We start from the raw sequence: 16,592 nt of genomic DNA on the forward strand, positions 1-16,592 counted from the left end.
TGACAATAAGATGTCAATCAGTTGCGCAGTGATGATAGATGCATTAAACTTACAAGGGAAATAATTGAGGAGGTCATGACATGTTCCGAACAGCACAAGATTTTGCTACGGCATATCGTCAGGAAGGTGAATTAACGCTTGCCTGTCTGAAAGAACTGACTGATGAATCGTTAAGTCAGGCAGTATCTGAACAAGATAGAACACTCGGTGAGATTGCGTGGCACATCACTGCAACAGTCGGTGAATTTGCTTCTCGCGTCGTACCTGATTACAAAGGATTGACTTATGGCACTGCACAACCTGCAACTGCCCGTGAACTGGCACAGGCTTATGAACAGGAATTTCAATCATCACTACAAGCGTACGAAGGCCATATCACAGATGACAATTTGGCAGATGATGTAGATTTCTTTGGACATCCTACACCTAAAAATGCATTTCTTTTTAGTTTCATTACACACCAAGTGCATCATCGTGGACAGATGACTGTATTGATGCGTCAGGCGGAACTACATGTTCCACCGATTTATGGACCATCACGAGATTCAGAGTAAGCTTAAAGCGAAAGCTTTAAGCTTTTTTTGATGGTCAAGAAGCGTGCTAATTGATAAACTGATGACAGGTGAACTTATGAAAAAAATAACAATTGACGATGAACGGTTGGCAGATATCGCCAAGATCCATGAACGGATTCCAAAGCATTACAAAGACTGGAATGTCACTTCTATGGACATTGAACTGCGCCTTGAATCTATGAAGTTATTGATGACTTACTCGGGAGATGAAATTGCTGCTATCGTTGAAGAACAAGAAGTGATTGCATTTATCTGGTACGTCATCAGTGACGTCACAACGATTAAATCATTGTGGGTAGCCCCGTCTTATAGGCGTAGAGGACTCGCTATAAAGCTGAAGAACTACGTCAAACAACAGTCGTCAGCGGCTGGAGTGATGACCATCACTAGTCACGTTCATCCGCATAACAAAAAAATGATACAGCTGAATCACAAACTCGGCTATGATCAAATAGGAAACGAAATGATTTATAAATTAGAGGTGCCCAATGATTAGAACGCTCTATATCGACGAAATGAATGAACTCAAAACATGCGACTCGCCTTACGAGATGACCGGTCAGGCAAAATGGTTGTGGGTCGATATGTCTGAACCGACACTGCATGAAAATCTGTTATTAAGTCAATACTTCCACTTTCATCCGCTCTCTATTGAAGACGCAGTATCGGTTAGACAGCGGCCGAAGTATAAAGAATATGACAACTATTTATTTTTTGTCTTTCATGCGATTGATTTGAATACGATGCTGCCGGAAGAAATTGATGTGTTCATTAACAACAATATGATAGTCACGTATCACAAAGAACATTCAGAAGAAGTGGACAAAGTATGGAATTCCGTCATATATAAACAGGCAAATGAAAAGTTGACGACAGCTGAAGTGATGTTTCGTACACTTGACGCTATCGTCGATAATTACTTTCCCTTTGTTTATGAACTTGAAGACAAAGTCTTTTCATTTGAAGATCGTCACTCAGTTGATATATCAACAGAAGTACTGATCGAGGAAACATTTGATTTGAGAGAAGACTTGCTGATCATTCGGAGAACGGTGCTGCCGATGAAAGATCTCGTCTATCGTCTCATTGAAGGACGGATCATGCCGCTGACCAAAAAACAGAAAATCTTCATGCACCATATTAATGATCATCTTGTAAAACAAGCCGAGATGATTGAATCTTCACGTGAAATGACGGCGGATATAAGAGATAATTATATTTCTCTTAACTCATTTAAGATGAACAACATTATGAAAATTTTGACTATCTACTCTGTAATCTTCATGCCGCTGACATTACTCGTCGGTATTTATGGCATGAATTTTGATGTTATGCCGGAACTGCACTGGAAATATGGTTATTTAGGAGTATGGATTTTAATGATCAGTATTTCATTTGGATTGATCGGCTATTTCAAGAAGATGAAATGGTTTTAGCAGTATTATAAAACGGCCCTCTATTAATTAGAGAGCCGTTTAATTAATTATTTCCTGCCGGTCACTGTACTGCAGTGATATAAGCCTGCCCATTCTTTAAACATCGGTCCGCTGTTTCCTTCAACAGGGTCCGTATCAGGCAGCATGACACTGCTGACTTGGCTCTGGATTTTGGTAAGATCGTCATAGGATGTCAATAATTCTATATTTTTATCTTCAGGGTAAGCACCGACTACCTTGAAATCATCGGACTGACTCAGACATTGGTGGCCGTATCCTGCAGGCAGCAGCAGGACGTCACCGGTCTGTACTTTGAGTTTCTGTCCTTTTTCTCCGCCGATCATCAGTTCTGCCTCGCCTGATCTGACGCCTAGCACTTCATGGGAGTTAGGATGGAAATGATGGTAATCGAATATGCCGTCTTCCCATACGCCAGTCCAGCCGTTTGACTGAAATGTTGCAGCAGGATCGGTCACTGCTTGTGGATAGACAATCACTGGATAGATGATGTGGTTCGGTGTGGAAGGTGAAACAGGTGCATGAATGATTTTGTAAGACATTTAAAAACCTCCTGATATGGTTATAATAAAGACTATTCCCTGATCACATAGTAATTAATCGCATACGTTACATATCTATTATATGATTTAATCGAGAGGTTTGAGGTGAGTTATGGAAAATTTTATAGTCATTACTAGTTTTATTGTGGCTGTTATTATATCAGCGGTCATCAATCATTATTTCAGTAAAGTTCCACTTGTTTTTATTCAGATTGGTCTCGGGATGTTAATCTATTTAACGCCTATTCCTATTCATCTGGAATTTGAGCCGGAATTGTTTTTAATCGGTATCATTGCACCGCTGCTCTTTTTGGAGGGGAATCATGTTTCCCGTATTAATCTACTTAAATATTTGAAACCAGTTATTTTAATGGCAATCGGTCTAGTCTTTACGACAGTGATCGGACTTGGCTATATCGTCCATTGGATGCTGCCTGTCATCCCGTTTGCTGCTTGTTTTGCACTGGCTGCCATTATTTGTCCGACAGATGCGGTTGCCGTACAGGCCATAGCCAAAGGACGGAAATTACCTAGAGGACTGATGACCATCCTTAGCGGAGAGTCACTGCTGAATGATGCAGCTGGTATATTGAGCTTCAACATTGCACTTATTGCGTTGACGACTGGAGCATTCAGTGTTCAAGGAGCTGTTCTGCAGTTTGTAGTCACAACTGTCGGTGGCCTTGTCGTCGGAATTGTCATTGGCACGCTCTTTGTTCAAACACGGATGTGGTTGATCAGAACAGGATTTCATAATGACTACGTCTTCATCTTAATTCAGTTGTTAACACCGTTTGTTCTTTATTTGGCAGCAGAAGCAGTTCATGTATCAGGTGTCATTGCAGCGGTCATTGGCGGTATCATCCATGGTATGGAACGCGACCGAATCAGTCAGGCAACGACTCGTCTGCAGCTTGGTTACGATAATACGTGGGGATTATTATCCACAGTACTGAATGGTTTTGTCTTCACGATGCTTGGCTATATCGTGCCGGAAGTAACGATGACGATATTTAACAATGAATCAGAAACTATCATGCAGCTGCTCATCTATACGTTTCTTATTGCGCTGCTCGTCTATATTTTCAGGTTTGTCTGGGTTTATATTCTTTATAATAGATTTTTCATTCCTGAGAGCCGGTTCGAAAGAATATTGAACAATGAACCAGTGACTTCAGCAGAAAAAAGACCTTCTCGCTTTAAATATTCATTGCTGGCATCGGTGTGTGGTGTGCATGGAACGATTTCAATGGCTATCGCACTGACCTTGCCGACTCATATTTTCAATAATGAATCTTTTGCGACGAGAGATGATATGCTCTTTATAGCAGCCGGTGTAGTCATCATCAGTTTGATCACTGCACAAATTGTTCTGCCGTTATTAACCAGGATTGAAGCTAAAAACAATGTTTCAAAACTGTCGTTCAGAGAAGCGCGACTGATGATGAAAGAACAAGGTTTGATGTACATCCAGCGTAATACCGGAGCTGATAACCGGTTGATTGCCAGCAATTTAACACGGCAGTATGCAGTTCAGATTAAATTTTTCCGGGAAGTGGAGGACAATGGGCAAAACACGAAAGAATTGGCAAGACTACAGACCATTGCCATGAATACAGAGATGGAAACATTGGATCATCTGATTGAGTCCGGAGAAATTAACGAAAGTATGTTCAATAACTATGTGACTTATGTAGAACGTACAAGAAACTTCGCTAACTCGAGCTTTTTTACGAAGTTATCCTTTATCTTCAAAATGAGAAGAAAAGCGAGACACTTCATCAATCAAACTAATGCGGCTAGTTCATTATCGTTTAAAAATAATATCATCGAAATAGAGAGAATTGCTAAAATTGTTCATAGTAATATAGTTGAGCGGTTATCAAAAGAGATGGTCAAAAGCAATAAGATTGAAATCGTTACTGTGACAGAAAGCTATTTGAATCGAATCAATCAGTTAAATAGAAGTGCTGTGACAGAAGGGGTGAATACAGACGAAACCCTGTTTGCACTGGACGTACTGAATTTTGAGCGTGATTATATCTATCGACTTGGGCAGCAGGAGAAAATATCCTCAGAAGTCGCAGTGAAACTGAGACAGTCCATTAATTACGATGAGATGGCACTGCTCAGTTCACATGAACATTAGTGAAATATTAGTTGAATGATATCTGTTGTGCTAAAATCAAGTTAAAGTAATAGAAGGTGGAGAAATACATTGAACCGACTTGTAATCAGTCTCGTTTCAACTTCAGTGATTTTGACTGCATGTGGTAATGATGACAGTGATCGACTGTCTCAGGACATTAAAGCACTCGAAAAGAAAAAAACTGAAGCTCAGAAAGAATATGACGCACTTAAAGAGCAGAATGATCAAAAAGATAAAGAGATAAAAGATAAAGAAGAAGAACTTGCAACTATTAAGAAAGACAAAGAAGATGCACTGAAGAAACAAATCGAAGAAGAAGAAAAACAAAAAGAACTTGAAAAGAAAAGACAGCAGGAAGAAGATAAAAAAGCTGCGGCCAAATCTCAATCAGCTGCAGCTGTCAAAGCCGTTATGCCGAATACAATAGAAGCTTCCACTAACGGCAAAGCAGAAGTCGTCCTGAAAAAAGATGATCTACCGCTCGAACTAAAAGACAGCGGGATGACGGTCAATATCGGACAGCTTCAAATATTCAGTGTCACAGAAATGCCTGAAGGCCAAGTGCTGCTGTTTGACGGTGAAACAGAGGGTTATGTCATTATCTATCAAGTGACGACCGAGAATACATCAGATGAGACACTATATTATAACAACGATACGAAGTTGACGGTCGGAGGTCATACAAAATTCTCGGACTATGCATCATTTATACCGAGTGATTATCAGGAAATGAGCATGAAGAAAAGTAAAAACAACTTTAATGAATATGCCCCTCATGAAAAGACGACAAGTTATAAATCCATTGTTCTGGCTACCGATGAATATGACGACTTAAAGAACGGTAAAGCATCGTTAGTCATTCAAGGAGGTATCGCTTCTGATGCACAGTTCACTGATAAATCAGAACTAGCATCGGGAGAATATACCTTCAAATAAATGTTTGTATGAAACACTGAACGGGAATTTATAGAGAAACAAGTGGGAAGAGGGAATTGACATGCATGAAGAAAAATTTGTATTGATGGAAAACCAATCCATGACGTTAAATGAAATCGCACAGGAACTTGAAGCGATTACCGGCTATACAGTGAAGGACAGCTTCGGTGAAGTGAACCGCATCGTCGCACAAAAACCTAATTTTGATGATGACTTTGAAAGCTTTCTTGTGACTTATGAGTTCAATGAATCAGATGATATTGTCGATGCAACGGTCATCACGCCGCGCGATGAAAAAATTAATTTTAAATCAGATTCAGTAAAATTACGATTATTGTCATACAAATCACGATAATATATGATTTAACACTTTACTTTAAACAGCACTGATTGTTTAATTAAAGTGTTAATTTTTTATGTTTAGCTATTGGAGATCTTATATGAAAAAAACATGGATGTTTGTACTACTGCTCGCCTTTTCAGGATGCAGCGAGCAGATGCAGAGTTTGAAACCGACAGCAACAGAGTCTTCTATATTATTTGATACAGCGCACGGAGAAACAGCAGGAGCAGCTGACTGGGTCATAGACGGTGCCTTCTCCGACTTCGGAGATGCTCTTAAACGTTCCGGTTATACATTGAAACAGACCGCAGCAGATGACTTATTGACTTATGATTTACTGAAAAGTCATGATTTGTTTGTGCTTGCTGAACCTAATATTCCACTGAAAAGCAGTGAACAGGCGGCGCTCAAGCAATATACAGAAAGTGGTGGCAGTCTGCTGTTCATTAGTGATCATTACAATGCAGACCGCAATATGAACCGGTTTGATGCTTCTGAAGTACTCAATGGATATCGTAGAGGTGCGTATTCAGACCCGGCAAAAGGCATGTCACAGGCAGAACGACAATCAGAGATGATGACTGACGTCACATCAAGTGATTTTCTGAGTGATACATTCGGCGTCAGATTCAGGTATAATGCTATTGATGATGTGACGATGACAACAATGTCGGATATATTCGATATTACAGATGGCGTCGATGAAGTAACGATGCACGCGGGTTCGACGCTTGCTATCACCGATCCAAAGAAAGCAAAAGGCCTGGTCTTTCTGCCGAAGCTCAGTAACAGATATCGCTGGGAACATGCTGTTGATCAAGGCGTTTACAACGGGGGTGGTGAAGACGAAGGGCCGTTTATTGCTATCAGTAAAACAGGGAAAGGGAAGGCCGCCTTTATCGGGGATTCCTCGATTGTTGAAGATGCTTCACCAAAATATAAACGTGAAGACAACGGCAGTGACAAAAAAACTTATGATGGCTTTGAGGAAGCGGATCACCGTAAACTGCTGCTCAATCTTACAAAGTGGCTGACGACTCAAGAAGAGGACGCGTCATTCGATCAGAATGAGGACAAAGTGACACCGCTCCTTGCATCAGAAAATCCATCAACATCAGTTGAACCAAAAAAAGAACCGTGGGCGCAGCCTGAATCTGGTTATTTATGGTACGACCGTTCAACTTATGCACAAGGAAGTTACGGTGCTGTGGTCAATGAAGAACGGACGCATCAACAGATGAATCATGACATTCAGATTTTAAGTCCAGCGGCCATTGCACCAAAAGAAAATATTCAAGTGAAAGTCAGAACAGCAAGTGCTGAGTCCACAAAAATAGCAATTGTCATGGCAAATGGTCAGCACGTCGGCTTGTTCAATGGCCGTCCACCCGGCGTATCCAATGCTTATATACCAAAGCAGTATGATGATTATTACGAATGCTATTTTAATGGTAGAATTGCAAGAGAAGCACAAGGGCCATTAACGATTCAAGTCATTCAGAATAATGAGACTGCAGCGACAGCACAGCTGAATCTCGAATAGGAGTAGTCATATGAAAAAAACAATTATTTCTTCATTGCTATTGTCTACATTGACAATGAACATCGCTCATGCAGAAGGAGATTTCAGCGAGACGAAGACAAATGGTGACAAAGTAGAGTTCGAAAATACAGAGAAGGTAAAAGTCAATGAACCGGTCGTCGTAAAACAGCAGATGGCACGTACGGTCAAGGTCCCTAATTTTAAGGCGCGCCAATATAAAGGGAAAGTTAGAAATGAGAATGTACTCGTTGTATTGATGGATTTCTCTGACAGCAAGCAGTCGACATTAACGAAGAAAGATACTCAAAATTATTATGAGAACTACACGAAGTCTTATTATAATCAATTATTTTTTGGTGATACGTATAAGGCGCCGGACGGTAAATCCTATAATACGCTTAAAACGTATTACAAGCAGGCATCAGGCAATAGTCTCAATATTAAGGGGCAGGTCTCAGGATGGTACCGTGCGAAACATCCGCTTAAATATTACGGTGGCGGAGACGATAAGAAGGTCGGTGAACTGATAATGGAAGCGGCGCGTAAAGCCGCACAAGATCCAAAAGTAAAAATGACAGATTATGACCGTTATGATTATTATGATTTTGATAATGACGGCAATATATATGAGCCGGACGGCTTAATCGATAAACTAGTTGTCATCTTCAGTGGTGTCGGAGAAAGTGAAGGTGGCGGCAAACTCGGCAGCAAGTCTATATGGGAACATGTCAGTGAAGTTCCATTCACTGAACACGGTAACCCTAAGACCATCGTCGGTACTAAAAGCAAATACTCAAAATTTTACAAAGATCGTCTGGCAGTTGCAGAATACGGCATTATGGCTGAAGACAGCACGGTCGGTACAGTTGCTCATGAATTCGGTCATATGCTCGGCTTGATTGATGAATATGATGTATCACCGAGTTCAGTAGATCATGCCGGTGAACCGGTACGATACTGGTCATTGATGAGTTACGGAGCAGATGCAGGAAAAATTCACGGCACGCAGCCAGTCGGTATGAGTCCACTTGCTAAATCTGACTTACAGCAGCTTTACGGTGGTAACTGGACGCTCGGCTCTGAAGTGAATTACCGCACGATAGACAGTAAGGGGAAGGAGTTCTTATTAGATCAAGCGGGGATTAAAGGATCGAACAATGACGTTGTCAAAGTCAATCTGCCGTCGGTCAAAAAGATTCGGGGCGGCAAAGTTAAACGCTTTAATCAATATTATTTGCTTGAATGGCGGAGTCATAATGGTCTGGACAAAGGACTGGGTGCTATTTACGATCCGTTCGGCCGCAATAAATATGGAAAAGGCCTGGTCATCTGGTATGTTGATGAATCGTATGAGAATAACGGTAATTTAGTGAAACATCCAGGTAAGAGTCTTCTCGGTGTGGTTGATGCCAATCCGAAATCTATTATGGCAAAAAGCGGCTTCAGTCCAATCACAGATACACAAATATATGATGCTGCTTTTAATACACGCGATTACGGCAATTATAATTCAAAGCCTGATTATTACTTTAAGAAACCTTCCACAAAACCAGTATCAACGTTCAGTGATAAAAATTACACACAAAAAGATTTGAATTCATTGACCATCCAGGAAGCCGGCAGAGTACTGCCTCAGCTTGGACTGAAAATTAAAGTCGTCGATCAGAATAAAGACGGTACAGTCGCTAAAATTAAAATCTATAAATAAGCCCTATCAATATAATGTACGTCATCTATTATGATGATGTGCATTTTTATAATGTATAAATATACTGCTTCAATCATTTTTGTAACACAATATTAATATCTGAAAATTCAAATTGTTATTTACAATTCAGAAATTTCTATACATAATGTACTTAAGTAATTCATATCATTTTAACGGGGGAAAGTACATGAAGAAAAAAGCAGTAGTATCATCATTACTTGCGGTAACGTTAGGAGTAACGAGCTTAGGGCTGACAAGTGGTGCGGCATATGCAGACGAAGCCTTAAAAGTAAAGAAGGATCATTATTATTCAGGCTCAAGTCATGATAGCGTCATTGCCAATGAAGATCGTCTGATCAAGATGCTGAAAGATGAAGGTGTCATCAGTAAAAATGCGACCCGTGCGCAAGCTGAGAAAGCAGTCTCTAATTATTTAAACAAGAAACAGGAAAATTCTGACAACAAAGTTAAAAACGAAGGAAAATTCGTAAAAAAATATAAAAAAGTGACTGAGAAAAACAGCAATGGTAAACGCAGCAAGTACACAAAAGGGAATGGTAAGAAAAAAGGGCATGCTAAAAACTTGAAGCCGGTTGTTGAAGAAAATTATACTGGCGAGAAACGTACAGACAAAGTTCTGTTGTTAGCGATTGAATTCCCGGATTATCAAAATTCAACCATCACTAAAGAAGAGACGGATATGTTCTATGAAGATTATCCGATGAGCCACTTCCAGGACATGGTGTTCGGTGAAAATGGTTACGAAGGACCGAATGGTGAGAATTTAGTCAGTATGAAACAGTTCTACCAAAACCAATCAGGCGGCAGCTATGATGTGGATGGTGAAGTACATGGCTGGTACAAAGCAAAATATCCTGCGAAATACTACGGTGGTAACTACCCGACTGTTGATGACAGTGATGGTCGTCCGAAAGAATTAGTCAAAGAAGCGTTGGAACAAGCTGCAAAAGATCCAAACATCAATCTATCTGAATACGATCAATGGGACCGTTATGACCTTGATGGTGACGGCGTATTAAATGAAAAAGATGGCATCGTTGATCATGTCATGATCATCCATGCCTCTCCTGGCGAAGAAGCAGGTGGTGGTAAATTAGGTCCTGATGCAATCTGGTCTCACAGATGGAGCTTGAACTTCACGAATACAGGCGAGCCCTACACAATTCCAGGGACTTCTTCCGGTCAGAAGCAGTTTGGTGGTAAATTAGCAGTTATCGACTATACGATTCAACCTGAAGATGGTGCTGCCGGCGTATTCTCTCATGAATATGGTCACGATTTAGGATTACCAGATGAATATGATACGATCTATTCTGGTAAAGGTGAACCGGTATCGTTCTGGTCAATCATGTCAAGCGGCAGCTGGGCTGGTAAGATTCCAGGGACAGAACCGACTGGTTTTGATGCATACATGAAAGAACAATTGCAGGATATGCATGGTGGTAACTGGCAGACAGGCAGCGAAATTGACGCTGATGATGTCACTTCAACACCACAAGAATTCTTATTAGATGAAGCAGTAACTAAAGGTACAAATAATGATACAGTACGTATTAATCTTCCTGACAAAGTGACAGAAGTGTTGAAATCTGCTGAAGGTGAAAAGGCATACTTCAGTGGTTCCGGCGATGACTTAACAAACAGTGCATCAGTACAAGTGGATTTAACTGGTAAACAATCTGCTGAGTTAACATTCAAAGCTTGGTATGACATTGAAAAGGGCTATGACTACGCGTATGTTCAAGCATCTACTGACGGTAAGACTTGGACAAACTTAGAAGGAAACATCACTAATAATGATGATCCAGAAGGTGCCGGTGCTAATGCAGGTAACGGTATTGATGGACAGAGCAATAGCTGGGTTGATGCAACTTTTAATCTTGATGCATTTGCCGGCAAAAATGTTCAATTACGCTATTTATATGTGACAGATGCTGGATTCACAGCACCAGGTCTCTATGTAGATGATATTAAAGTGACTGCTGACGGTTCTACTGTCTTCTCAGACGGTGCTGAAGGCGATGCTAAATTTGGTTTGAATGGATTCTCTGTAAGTGATGGTAAGAAATACGATGAAAACTATTACTTATTACAATGGAGAAGTCACAACAAAGTGGATGCAGGACTTGCTCACATCCCAAGAGGCGGTTCATTGATGAGCTACAACACTGGATTAAATGTCTACTATGTAGATAAGAGCTATACAGATAACCATGTAGGAAAGCACCCAGGTTACGGCTTCGTCGGTATCGTCGATGCTGATCAGAATGCTCTGAAATGGGAAGGAACAACACCTTCAGTGGCGTCTACTCAGTATCAAGTACGCGATGCATCATTCAGCTTGACACCACAAGATCCACTGAGCTTGAAACTCGCTGATGGTTCTACAATGGTTGACAAAAACTTAAAATCAAGCCCAATATTTGATGACTCTAAAGATTACTCTAACCCTGAACAACCGCATGCAGGTAAAATCCTACCTAATACCGGACTAAAAGTACAAGTGGTCGGCGAATCTAAAGACAAATCTACAGGTAAAGTCGTTATTTACAAATAATTATCATACACTCATGACAGTTTCAATGGGAGACGTCATGAGTGTATTTTTTTGGACATTGTTTTTGTTATAATGGAAGAAAGGGGTGAGTCGGATGATTTATATCGAGACAGAACGGTTGAAACTACGAGATTATAAGCAGCAAGATCTTGAAGTGTTCAAGCATATGAACGTTGATCCTGAAGTCAGAAAGTATTTTTCGGATATGATGAGTTTCAAACGGTCTGAAATGGCACTGTGGCATATGCAGAAAGAAATTGAAGCGACAGGTCTTGGACTCTATGCGGTTGAAGAGAAAGCAAGTGGTGAATTCATTGGTTTCATTGGTGTACAGTATATGGAAGCGACACCTGATTATTCAATGGATATTATGCCGTGTTATGAAATTGGTTGGCGCCTCATTCAACAGGCATGGGGGAAAGGCTATGCTACAGAAGGAGCACAGGCTGTTCTCGACTATGTACGACCGAGAATTGATCTGCCGCTCTATAGTTTCACAAGTGTTAATAATGAAGCCAGCATGAATGTGATGGAGAAAATCGGTCTGAAACGCATCAAGACGTTCAAACATCCACTGATCGATTCACGGCATCCGATGAACTTGCAGGTTCTCTACAAGGATGTGAGTCAATGATTCTTATAAGCAGCTGCCTGATTGGAGAAGAAGTCCGTTATGACGGAAAGCATCAGTTGAATCCACTATTGAAATCATTGGTGGATGAGGGTAAAGCTATGGCTGCATGTCCGGAAGTGATGGGAGGACTACTCATCCCGCGTGAACCTGCAGAAATCATCGAGGGAAATGGTGAAGATGTATGGAACGGTACAGCACGTGTCGTGACTATTTCAGGGCGTGATGTCACACAGGCTTATCAGTCAGGAGCAAAGCGGTTTCTTGAAATTTGTCACAATCACTACATCACAACCGTCGTGCTGAAAGAGAACAGCCCGAGCTGTGGTTCAGCAGCAATCTATGACGGTTCATTTACTGGCAGCAAAATTAATGCACCAGGTGTCACCACTGCTTTACTGACAGCAAATGGCATTACAGTCCATAATGAATATACATTTTCGGTTTGATTCCAGTTCGATTCAACTATTGCTGCATGGCTGAAATCAGTGCGGCTGGATCATCTTCATAAATGGCTGCATCAAGGTGAAGTGTATCTATAAATCCTTGATTGGTCATGGCTGTTAACATCGTTCTTAAAGGTTCGTAAAATCCAGCAGTATTTAAAATACCGATAGGTTTTTGATGAAGTCCAATCTGCCGCCAAGTAAAAACTTCGAAGAATTCTTCTAACGTTCCCGCCCCGCCGGGTATCATAATAAATCCTTCCGCAAAGTCCGCCATCATTTTCTTACGCTCATGCATCGTTTCGACAACGTAAAGTTCTGTAATATGATTATGAGCGATTTCACGCTGATGAAGAAAATCAGGAATGACACCGATCACTGTGCCGCCATTCGCCATCACGCTATCAGCGATAACCCCCATAAGACCTACTTTCCCTCCGCCATAGACAAGGGTGATGTTTTCTGCTGCCAGACATTCGCCGAGACGTTTGGCACTTTCTTCATAAATCGGGTCACCGAGACGTGATCCGCAGAATACTGCGACTGTTTTCATAAATACCTTCCTTTTGTATGATATGATATGACTATTGAAATGAGGTGTTATTATGTTAAGAGTCCTACAAGTAGACCCAACTATGGAGATTTCCTTCAATCATTATCAGTTAACACTTAAGCAGATGCTGTATGCGGCTCACCCGAGATACGTCATTAACCGTCAGCGGTCCAATTATTTTCCTTTTATTATCGTGAAGGATGACGAAATCATCGGTGCATTTGCTCTGGAACGAGGAGACATACTTATACCAATCAATGCACCGACAACAGCTATTTGCTTGCGGGATCTATCCTTTGATAGACCGCATCAGAAGAAAGGTTACTTCAAGCAAGTAATAAAAGCCGTAGAACAATATATTAACAGACAGGATAGCAGCATCACTGACTTATATGTAATGGTCAATGTCCACAATGATGATGCCTACTATGCCTTTATCCGAGCTGGATTCAAAGATCAGCAGAGAACGGTGAAAAGACTGTATACGCTTAAAGTATTAGCTAAGTCAATCATTCAGCAGAGCTGATAGTGTCTTCTTAAATGTCCGTCTATGGTCAGCAGTGAATTTTGAAGGACCTTTTGTCCTTATGCCTGCCTGCCGTAATTGGCTGGACTCATGACGCATCATTAACAGCTGATCAATGTAATCTGATGTATATTGTCTGCCGTTATGATGCATGACGATGACGTCTTTATTCAGCAGCAGACTAGCAAGTCCATAATCTTGAGTGACAACAAGATCGCCAGGTTTCGACAGCTGGACAATTTTATAATCAGCGCTGTCCAATCCGTCATCTACATACTGAATCTTAACGAAGTCGGGATAAATACGATGAGAAAAATGATTGAAGTTTCTGACGAGAAGAACTTCAATCATTTTTTGTTGTGCAATATCGATGATTTCATTAATAACGGGTGATGCGTCAGCATCGACGATAATTCGTTGAATCATGGATTAATATTTTCCGCGAAGTCTGATTTTTTCTGCCATCTGTCTTCTGTGTTGTTCAAATAGAGGAGGGTTATCAACATTTTCAGTATAGTTGGTAGCCATGACTCGGTTTTCAATGTAGTCATTGATGTTGTGACGGTCTTCGTCTTTCATTCGCTGCTGGGTCACTTGGTGCTGAACAAACTGTGTTGCCTGCTTGCTTTCAAGTGGAATCTTTTTATCGCGTTTTTCTGCTGCTTTCATGGCTTTGACCATTTCTTTTTGACGTTTCTTAGCTTCTTTTTCTTCTTCAGAGTGGCGCTTCTCCATCTCTTTTGCAAGGTGCTGGTTCATTTTCTCTTCGTTCTTCATCTTTTTCTTCTGCTGAAGATCATGAGTGGTCTGAGAGACAAAAGCTGCTGTTCTGACAGTGCGGTCTTTGACATTGGCTGCGTTATCAGTAATTTTGTGACCTGTTGTGACGGTCTTATCTTTCGTCATCACAGCCAGATCTTTAGTAGTAGATAATGTGTGCATCGTTCGATTGCGCATTCTGATATAGTCTTGATTCTGCTTGAGACGGTGGCGTTCTTTGATGAGTGGAACGAGAATGACGGCTCCAACATTGACTGCTGTCTTAATTTTTTGATTCATGATTATCTCTCCTTGTTGATGAAACTGAATACTTTGTTCCTACCCTCATTATATACACAATAAACGGCTCCGCAAAGCGCGGGGCCGTTATTAATAACGCATATTACGGACGATTTTGCGCGTAATCTGCATCAATGTCGTATATTCTTTTGTCGTTAGACGGGATGCATCCAGCATTTCCTCTGGAATATGGTTTAACTGCTTGATCAGCTCTCGACCTTCTTCCGTGAGCTGGACGAGCACGATTCTCTCGTCTTTCTTCAGACGTTCACGTTCAATAAGACCGCGAGATTCCATCTTTTTAATGATAGGGGTGATTGTCCCGGATTGAAAAGCAAGATATTCACCAAGCTGAAGCACAGGGATTGGACCATTCTCAACCAGCACCATCAGGACAAGATAATGCTGATAACTTAACTCATATGGTTTTAATTTATTTCTATTATAATATTTAATAATTTCACGCTGCGCGAGGTACAAGCGGTAAGCAACACTCGAATCATTTTTCATGGAAACTCCTTTATGTATTTATGCATTTAAAATAACATTTTAATAATAACATGGTTATTAATGAATATAAAGCTATATTATATTAAGAGATTAAAAAATAAATAAATTAATTATATGACCTGAAGACAAAACAATCCTTCCTAATTTTCTTTAGGAAGGATTGTCTTCATAATGGATGGCTTAAATTCCTTTACCGATACCGAAGCCAAAGTAAAGAATGGCAATAACTGCTACTAACACAAGTCGATAGATAGCGAATGGAATCAATTTGATTCTGCCGATTAAATCGAGGAATAATCTGATGGAGAGCAGGCCGAATATAAAGGCGGCGATGAAGCCGACAATATAAAACCATATCGTATCTCCTGTAATATACTGATAATTACTCAGTAGACTTTTAGCACTGGCAGCTGCCATGATTGGAACTGCCATAATGAATGTGAAGTCTGAAGCCCCTTTATGTGTCATTTTAGTAAGGACACCAGCAGAGATGGTTGACCCTGAACGCGAAAATCCCGGCCATAGAGCTAACACTTGAGTCAGACCGATAATCAGCGCCTGTTTATGAGTAATCCCATCAACTGAAATAGGATTTTTGACATTTTTAGCGTATAAATCTGCAATAATCATCAATACGGCTCCTAATGCCAGTCCGATCAAAACAGTAGGAACTGAGAATAAATGCTCATCAATGAAATCATCGAACAGTAGACCGGCGATACCAGCTGGAACCAAACCGATAAGGACATGAGATAATTTAAGATGATGTTCTGATGAATCATTTTTGAAGCTGAGCAAGTCTACGAAACGGTGTCTGAACACCCATGCCGCTGCAACTATTGAGCCGAGCTGGATAACGATTTTGAATGTGTTGGCAGAGTCCTGTGATTTCAATATTTCCTTTGAATGGAGCCACATATCATCCACTAAAATTTGATGACCTGTAGAAGAAATCGGTGCAAATTCAGTCAATCCTTCGACAACACCGAGTATAAATGCTTTGACGAGTTCAAATAATTCCATTGAGTAACCACCTTCT

General features: G+C 40.7%; 18 protein-coding genes. 12 read left to right on the forward strand and 6 right to left on the reverse strand.

The genetic code is table 11. The annotated features are described in order from the left end of the window. Positions 1–80 precede the first annotated feature (80 nt). From AC3IPL_RS02400 to corA, 3 genes are all read left to right on the forward strand, one after another. Positions 81–554 carry a DinB family protein gene (locus AC3IPL_RS02400; protein WP_489241494.1) on the forward strand — a complete coding sequence of 158 codons (474 nt, stop codon included), beginning with the start codon at positions 81–83 and terminating at the stop codon, positions 552–554. Between the two features lie 76 nt (positions 555–630). Beyond that, positions 631–1,071 carry a GNAT family N-acetyltransferase gene (locus AC3IPL_RS02405; RefSeq protein ID WP_489241496.1) on the forward strand — a complete coding sequence of 147 codons (441 nt, stop codon included), beginning with the start codon at positions 631–633 and terminating at the stop codon, positions 1,069–1,071. Beyond that, entirely contained in the window at positions 1,064–2,011 is a 948-nt protein-coding gene (gene corA / locus AC3IPL_RS02410; RefSeq protein WP_489241498.1) for a magnesium/cobalt transporter CorA, read from the forward strand. The genes AC3IPL_RS02405 and corA overlap by 8 nt, the downstream gene beginning before the upstream one ends. Positions 2,012–2,058: 47 nt before the next feature. On the opposite strand, the gene AC3IPL_RS02415 is transcribed toward corA, so the two are convergent. Continuing rightward, a complete protein-coding gene (locus tag AC3IPL_RS02415; RefSeq protein WP_489241499.1) occupies positions 2,059–2,571 on the reverse strand; it encodes a cupin domain-containing protein in 513 nt (170 codons plus the stop codon). 112 nt (positions 2,572–2,683) lie between these two features. Here AC3IPL_RS02415 and AC3IPL_RS02420 point away from each other — a divergent pair, with 112 nt between their 5' ends. From AC3IPL_RS02420 to AC3IPL_RS02455, 8 genes are all read left to right on the forward strand, one after another. Continuing rightward, a complete protein-coding gene (locus AC3IPL_RS02420) occupies positions 2,684–4,720 on the forward strand; it encodes a cation:proton antiporter (RefSeq protein WP_489241501.1) in 2,037 nt (678 codons plus the stop codon). A 69-nt stretch (positions 4,721–4,789) separates the two neighbouring features. Beyond that, a complete protein-coding gene (locus tag AC3IPL_RS02425; RefSeq protein ID WP_489241502.1) occupies positions 4,790–5,656 on the forward strand; it encodes a DUF5068 domain-containing protein in 867 nt (288 codons plus the stop codon). A 61-nt stretch (positions 5,657–5,717) separates the two neighbouring features. Then, positions 5,718–6,011, forward strand: a complete 294-nt coding sequence (locus AC3IPL_RS02430) for a hypothetical protein (protein ID WP_489241504.1) — start codon at positions 5,718–5,720, stop codon at positions 6,009–6,011. Between the two features lie 85 nt (positions 6,012–6,096). Continuing rightward, entirely contained in the window at positions 6,097–7,542 is a 1,446-nt protein-coding gene (locus tag AC3IPL_RS02435) for a DNA-binding protein (RefSeq protein WP_489241505.1), read from the forward strand. Between the two features lie 10 nt (positions 7,543–7,552). After that, positions 7,553–9,250 carry an immune inhibitor A domain-containing protein gene (locus tag AC3IPL_RS02440; RefSeq protein WP_489241507.1) on the forward strand — a complete coding sequence of 566 codons (1,698 nt, stop codon included), beginning with the start codon at positions 7,553–7,555 and terminating at the stop codon, positions 9,248–9,250. A gap of 187 nt (positions 9,251–9,437) precedes the next feature. Then, entirely contained in the window at positions 9,438–11,828 is a 2,391-nt protein-coding gene (locus AC3IPL_RS02445; RefSeq protein WP_489241509.1) for an immune inhibitor A domain-containing protein, read from the forward strand. Positions 11,829–11,922: 94 nt separating this feature from the next. After that, positions 11,923–12,462 carry a GNAT family N-acetyltransferase gene (locus AC3IPL_RS02450; RefSeq protein WP_489241511.1) on the forward strand — a complete coding sequence of 180 codons (540 nt, stop codon included), beginning with the start codon at positions 11,923–11,925 and terminating at the stop codon, positions 12,460–12,462. Continuing rightward, entirely contained in the window at positions 12,459–12,908 is a 450-nt protein-coding gene (locus AC3IPL_RS02455; RefSeq protein WP_489241512.1) for a 2-thiouracil desulfurase family protein, read from the forward strand. The genes AC3IPL_RS02450 and AC3IPL_RS02455 overlap by 4 nt, the downstream gene beginning before the upstream one ends. A 16-nt stretch (positions 12,909–12,924) precedes the next feature. Here the strand turns inward: AC3IPL_RS02455 and AC3IPL_RS02460 are convergent, their stop codons facing one another. Beyond that, positions 12,925–13,458: an LOG family protein gene (locus AC3IPL_RS02460; RefSeq protein WP_489241514.1), complete on the reverse strand. Its 534-nt coding sequence runs from the start codon at positions 13,456–13,458 to the stop codon at positions 12,925–12,927. Positions 13,459–13,510: 52 nt separating this feature from the next. Between AC3IPL_RS02460 and AC3IPL_RS02465 the strand changes: the two genes are divergently transcribed. Further along, a complete protein-coding gene (locus AC3IPL_RS02465) occupies positions 13,511–13,984 on the forward strand; it encodes a GNAT family N-acetyltransferase (protein ID WP_489241516.1) in 474 nt (157 codons plus the stop codon). Here the strand turns inward: AC3IPL_RS02465 and AC3IPL_RS02470 are convergent. The 4 genes from AC3IPL_RS02470 to AC3IPL_RS02485 all read right to left on the reverse strand — a co-directional run bounded on the left by AC3IPL_RS02470 (position 13,964) and on the right by AC3IPL_RS02485 (position 16,576). Continuing rightward, positions 13,964–14,410 (reverse strand): YaiI/YqxD family protein, encoded by a 447-nt coding sequence (locus tag AC3IPL_RS02470; RefSeq protein ID WP_489241517.1) that lies wholly within the window; start codon positions 14,408–14,410, stop codon positions 13,964–13,966. The two genes, AC3IPL_RS02465 and AC3IPL_RS02470, sit on opposite strands and share 21 nt — an antisense overlap. A gap of 3 nt (positions 14,411–14,413) precedes the next feature. Further along, positions 14,414–15,043 (reverse strand): hypothetical protein, encoded by a 630-nt coding sequence (locus AC3IPL_RS02475; protein WP_489241518.1) that lies wholly within the window; start codon positions 15,041–15,043, stop codon positions 14,414–14,416. A gap of 90 nt (positions 15,044–15,133) precedes the next feature. Beyond that, on the reverse strand, positions 15,134–15,553 hold the full coding sequence (locus AC3IPL_RS02480; RefSeq protein ID WP_489241520.1) for a MarR family winged helix-turn-helix transcriptional regulator: 420 nt from the start codon (positions 15,551–15,553) through the stop codon (positions 15,134–15,136). Between the two features lie 180 nt (positions 15,554–15,733). Then, positions 15,734–16,576: an undecaprenyl-diphosphate phosphatase gene (locus tag AC3IPL_RS02485; protein ID WP_489241522.1), complete on the reverse strand. Its 843-nt coding sequence runs from the start codon at positions 16,574–16,576 to the stop codon at positions 15,734–15,736. Positions 16,577–16,592: the final 16 nt, after the last annotated feature.

The organism is Macrococcus sp. GL_134, from assembly GCF_057834705.1.

Bases quoted from the DNA above. Each gene is read 5' to 3' on its own strand.
- corA (WP_489241498.1), top strand. From the start codon at position 1,064: ATGATTAGAACGCTCTATATCGACGAAATGAATGAACTCAAAACATGC.
- AC3IPL_RS02475 (WP_489241518.1), bottom strand. From the start codon at position 15,043: ATGAATCAAAAAATTAAGACAGCAGTCAATGTTGGAGCCGTCATTCTC.
- AC3IPL_RS02455 (WP_489241512.1), top strand. From the start codon at position 12,459: ATGATTCTTATAAGCAGCTGCCTGATTGGAGAAGAAGTCCGTTATGAC.
- AC3IPL_RS02470 (WP_489241517.1), bottom strand. From the start codon at position 14,410: ATGATTCAACGAATTATCGTCGATGCTGACGCATCACCCGTTATTAAT.
- AC3IPL_RS02440 (WP_489241507.1), top strand. From the start codon at position 7,553: ATGAAAAAAACAATTATTTCTTCATTGCTATTGTCTACATTGACAATG.
- AC3IPL_RS02450 (WP_489241511.1), top strand. From the start codon at position 11,923: ATGATTTATATCGAGACAGAACGGTTGAAACTACGAGATTATAAGCAG.
- AC3IPL_RS02405 (WP_489241496.1), top strand. From the start codon at position 631: ATGAAAAAAATAACAATTGACGATGAACGGTTGGCAGATATCGCCAAG.
- AC3IPL_RS02485 (WP_489241522.1), bottom strand. From the start codon at position 16,576: ATGGAATTATTTGAACTCGTCAAAGCATTTATACTCGGTGTTGTCGAA.
- AC3IPL_RS02435 (WP_489241505.1), top strand. From the start codon at position 6,097: ATGAAAAAAACATGGATGTTTGTACTACTGCTCGCCTTTTCAGGATGC.
- AC3IPL_RS02415 (WP_489241499.1), bottom strand. From the start codon at position 2,571: ATGTCTTACAAAATCATTCATGCACCTGTTTCACCTTCCACACCGAAC.
- AC3IPL_RS02465 (WP_489241516.1), top strand. From the start codon at position 13,511: ATGTTAAGAGTCCTACAAGTAGACCCAACTATGGAGATTTCCTTCAAT.
- AC3IPL_RS02460 (WP_489241514.1), bottom strand. From the start codon at position 13,458: ATGAAAACAGTCGCAGTATTCTGCGGATCACGTCTCGGTGACCCGATT.
- AC3IPL_RS02430 (WP_489241504.1), top strand. From the start codon at position 5,718: ATGCATGAAGAAAAATTTGTATTGATGGAAAACCAATCCATGACGTTA.
- AC3IPL_RS02400 (WP_489241494.1), top strand. From the start codon at position 81: ATGTTCCGAACAGCACAAGATTTTGCTACGGCATATCGTCAGGAAGGT.
- AC3IPL_RS02445 (WP_489241509.1), top strand. From the start codon at position 9,438: ATGAAGAAAAAAGCAGTAGTATCATCATTACTTGCGGTAACGTTAGGA.
- AC3IPL_RS02480 (WP_489241520.1), bottom strand. From the start codon at position 15,553: ATGAAAAATGATTCGAGTGTTGCTTACCGCTTGTACCTCGCGCAGCGT.
- AC3IPL_RS02420 (WP_489241501.1), top strand. From the start codon at position 2,684: ATGGAAAATTTTATAGTCATTACTAGTTTTATTGTGGCTGTTATTATA.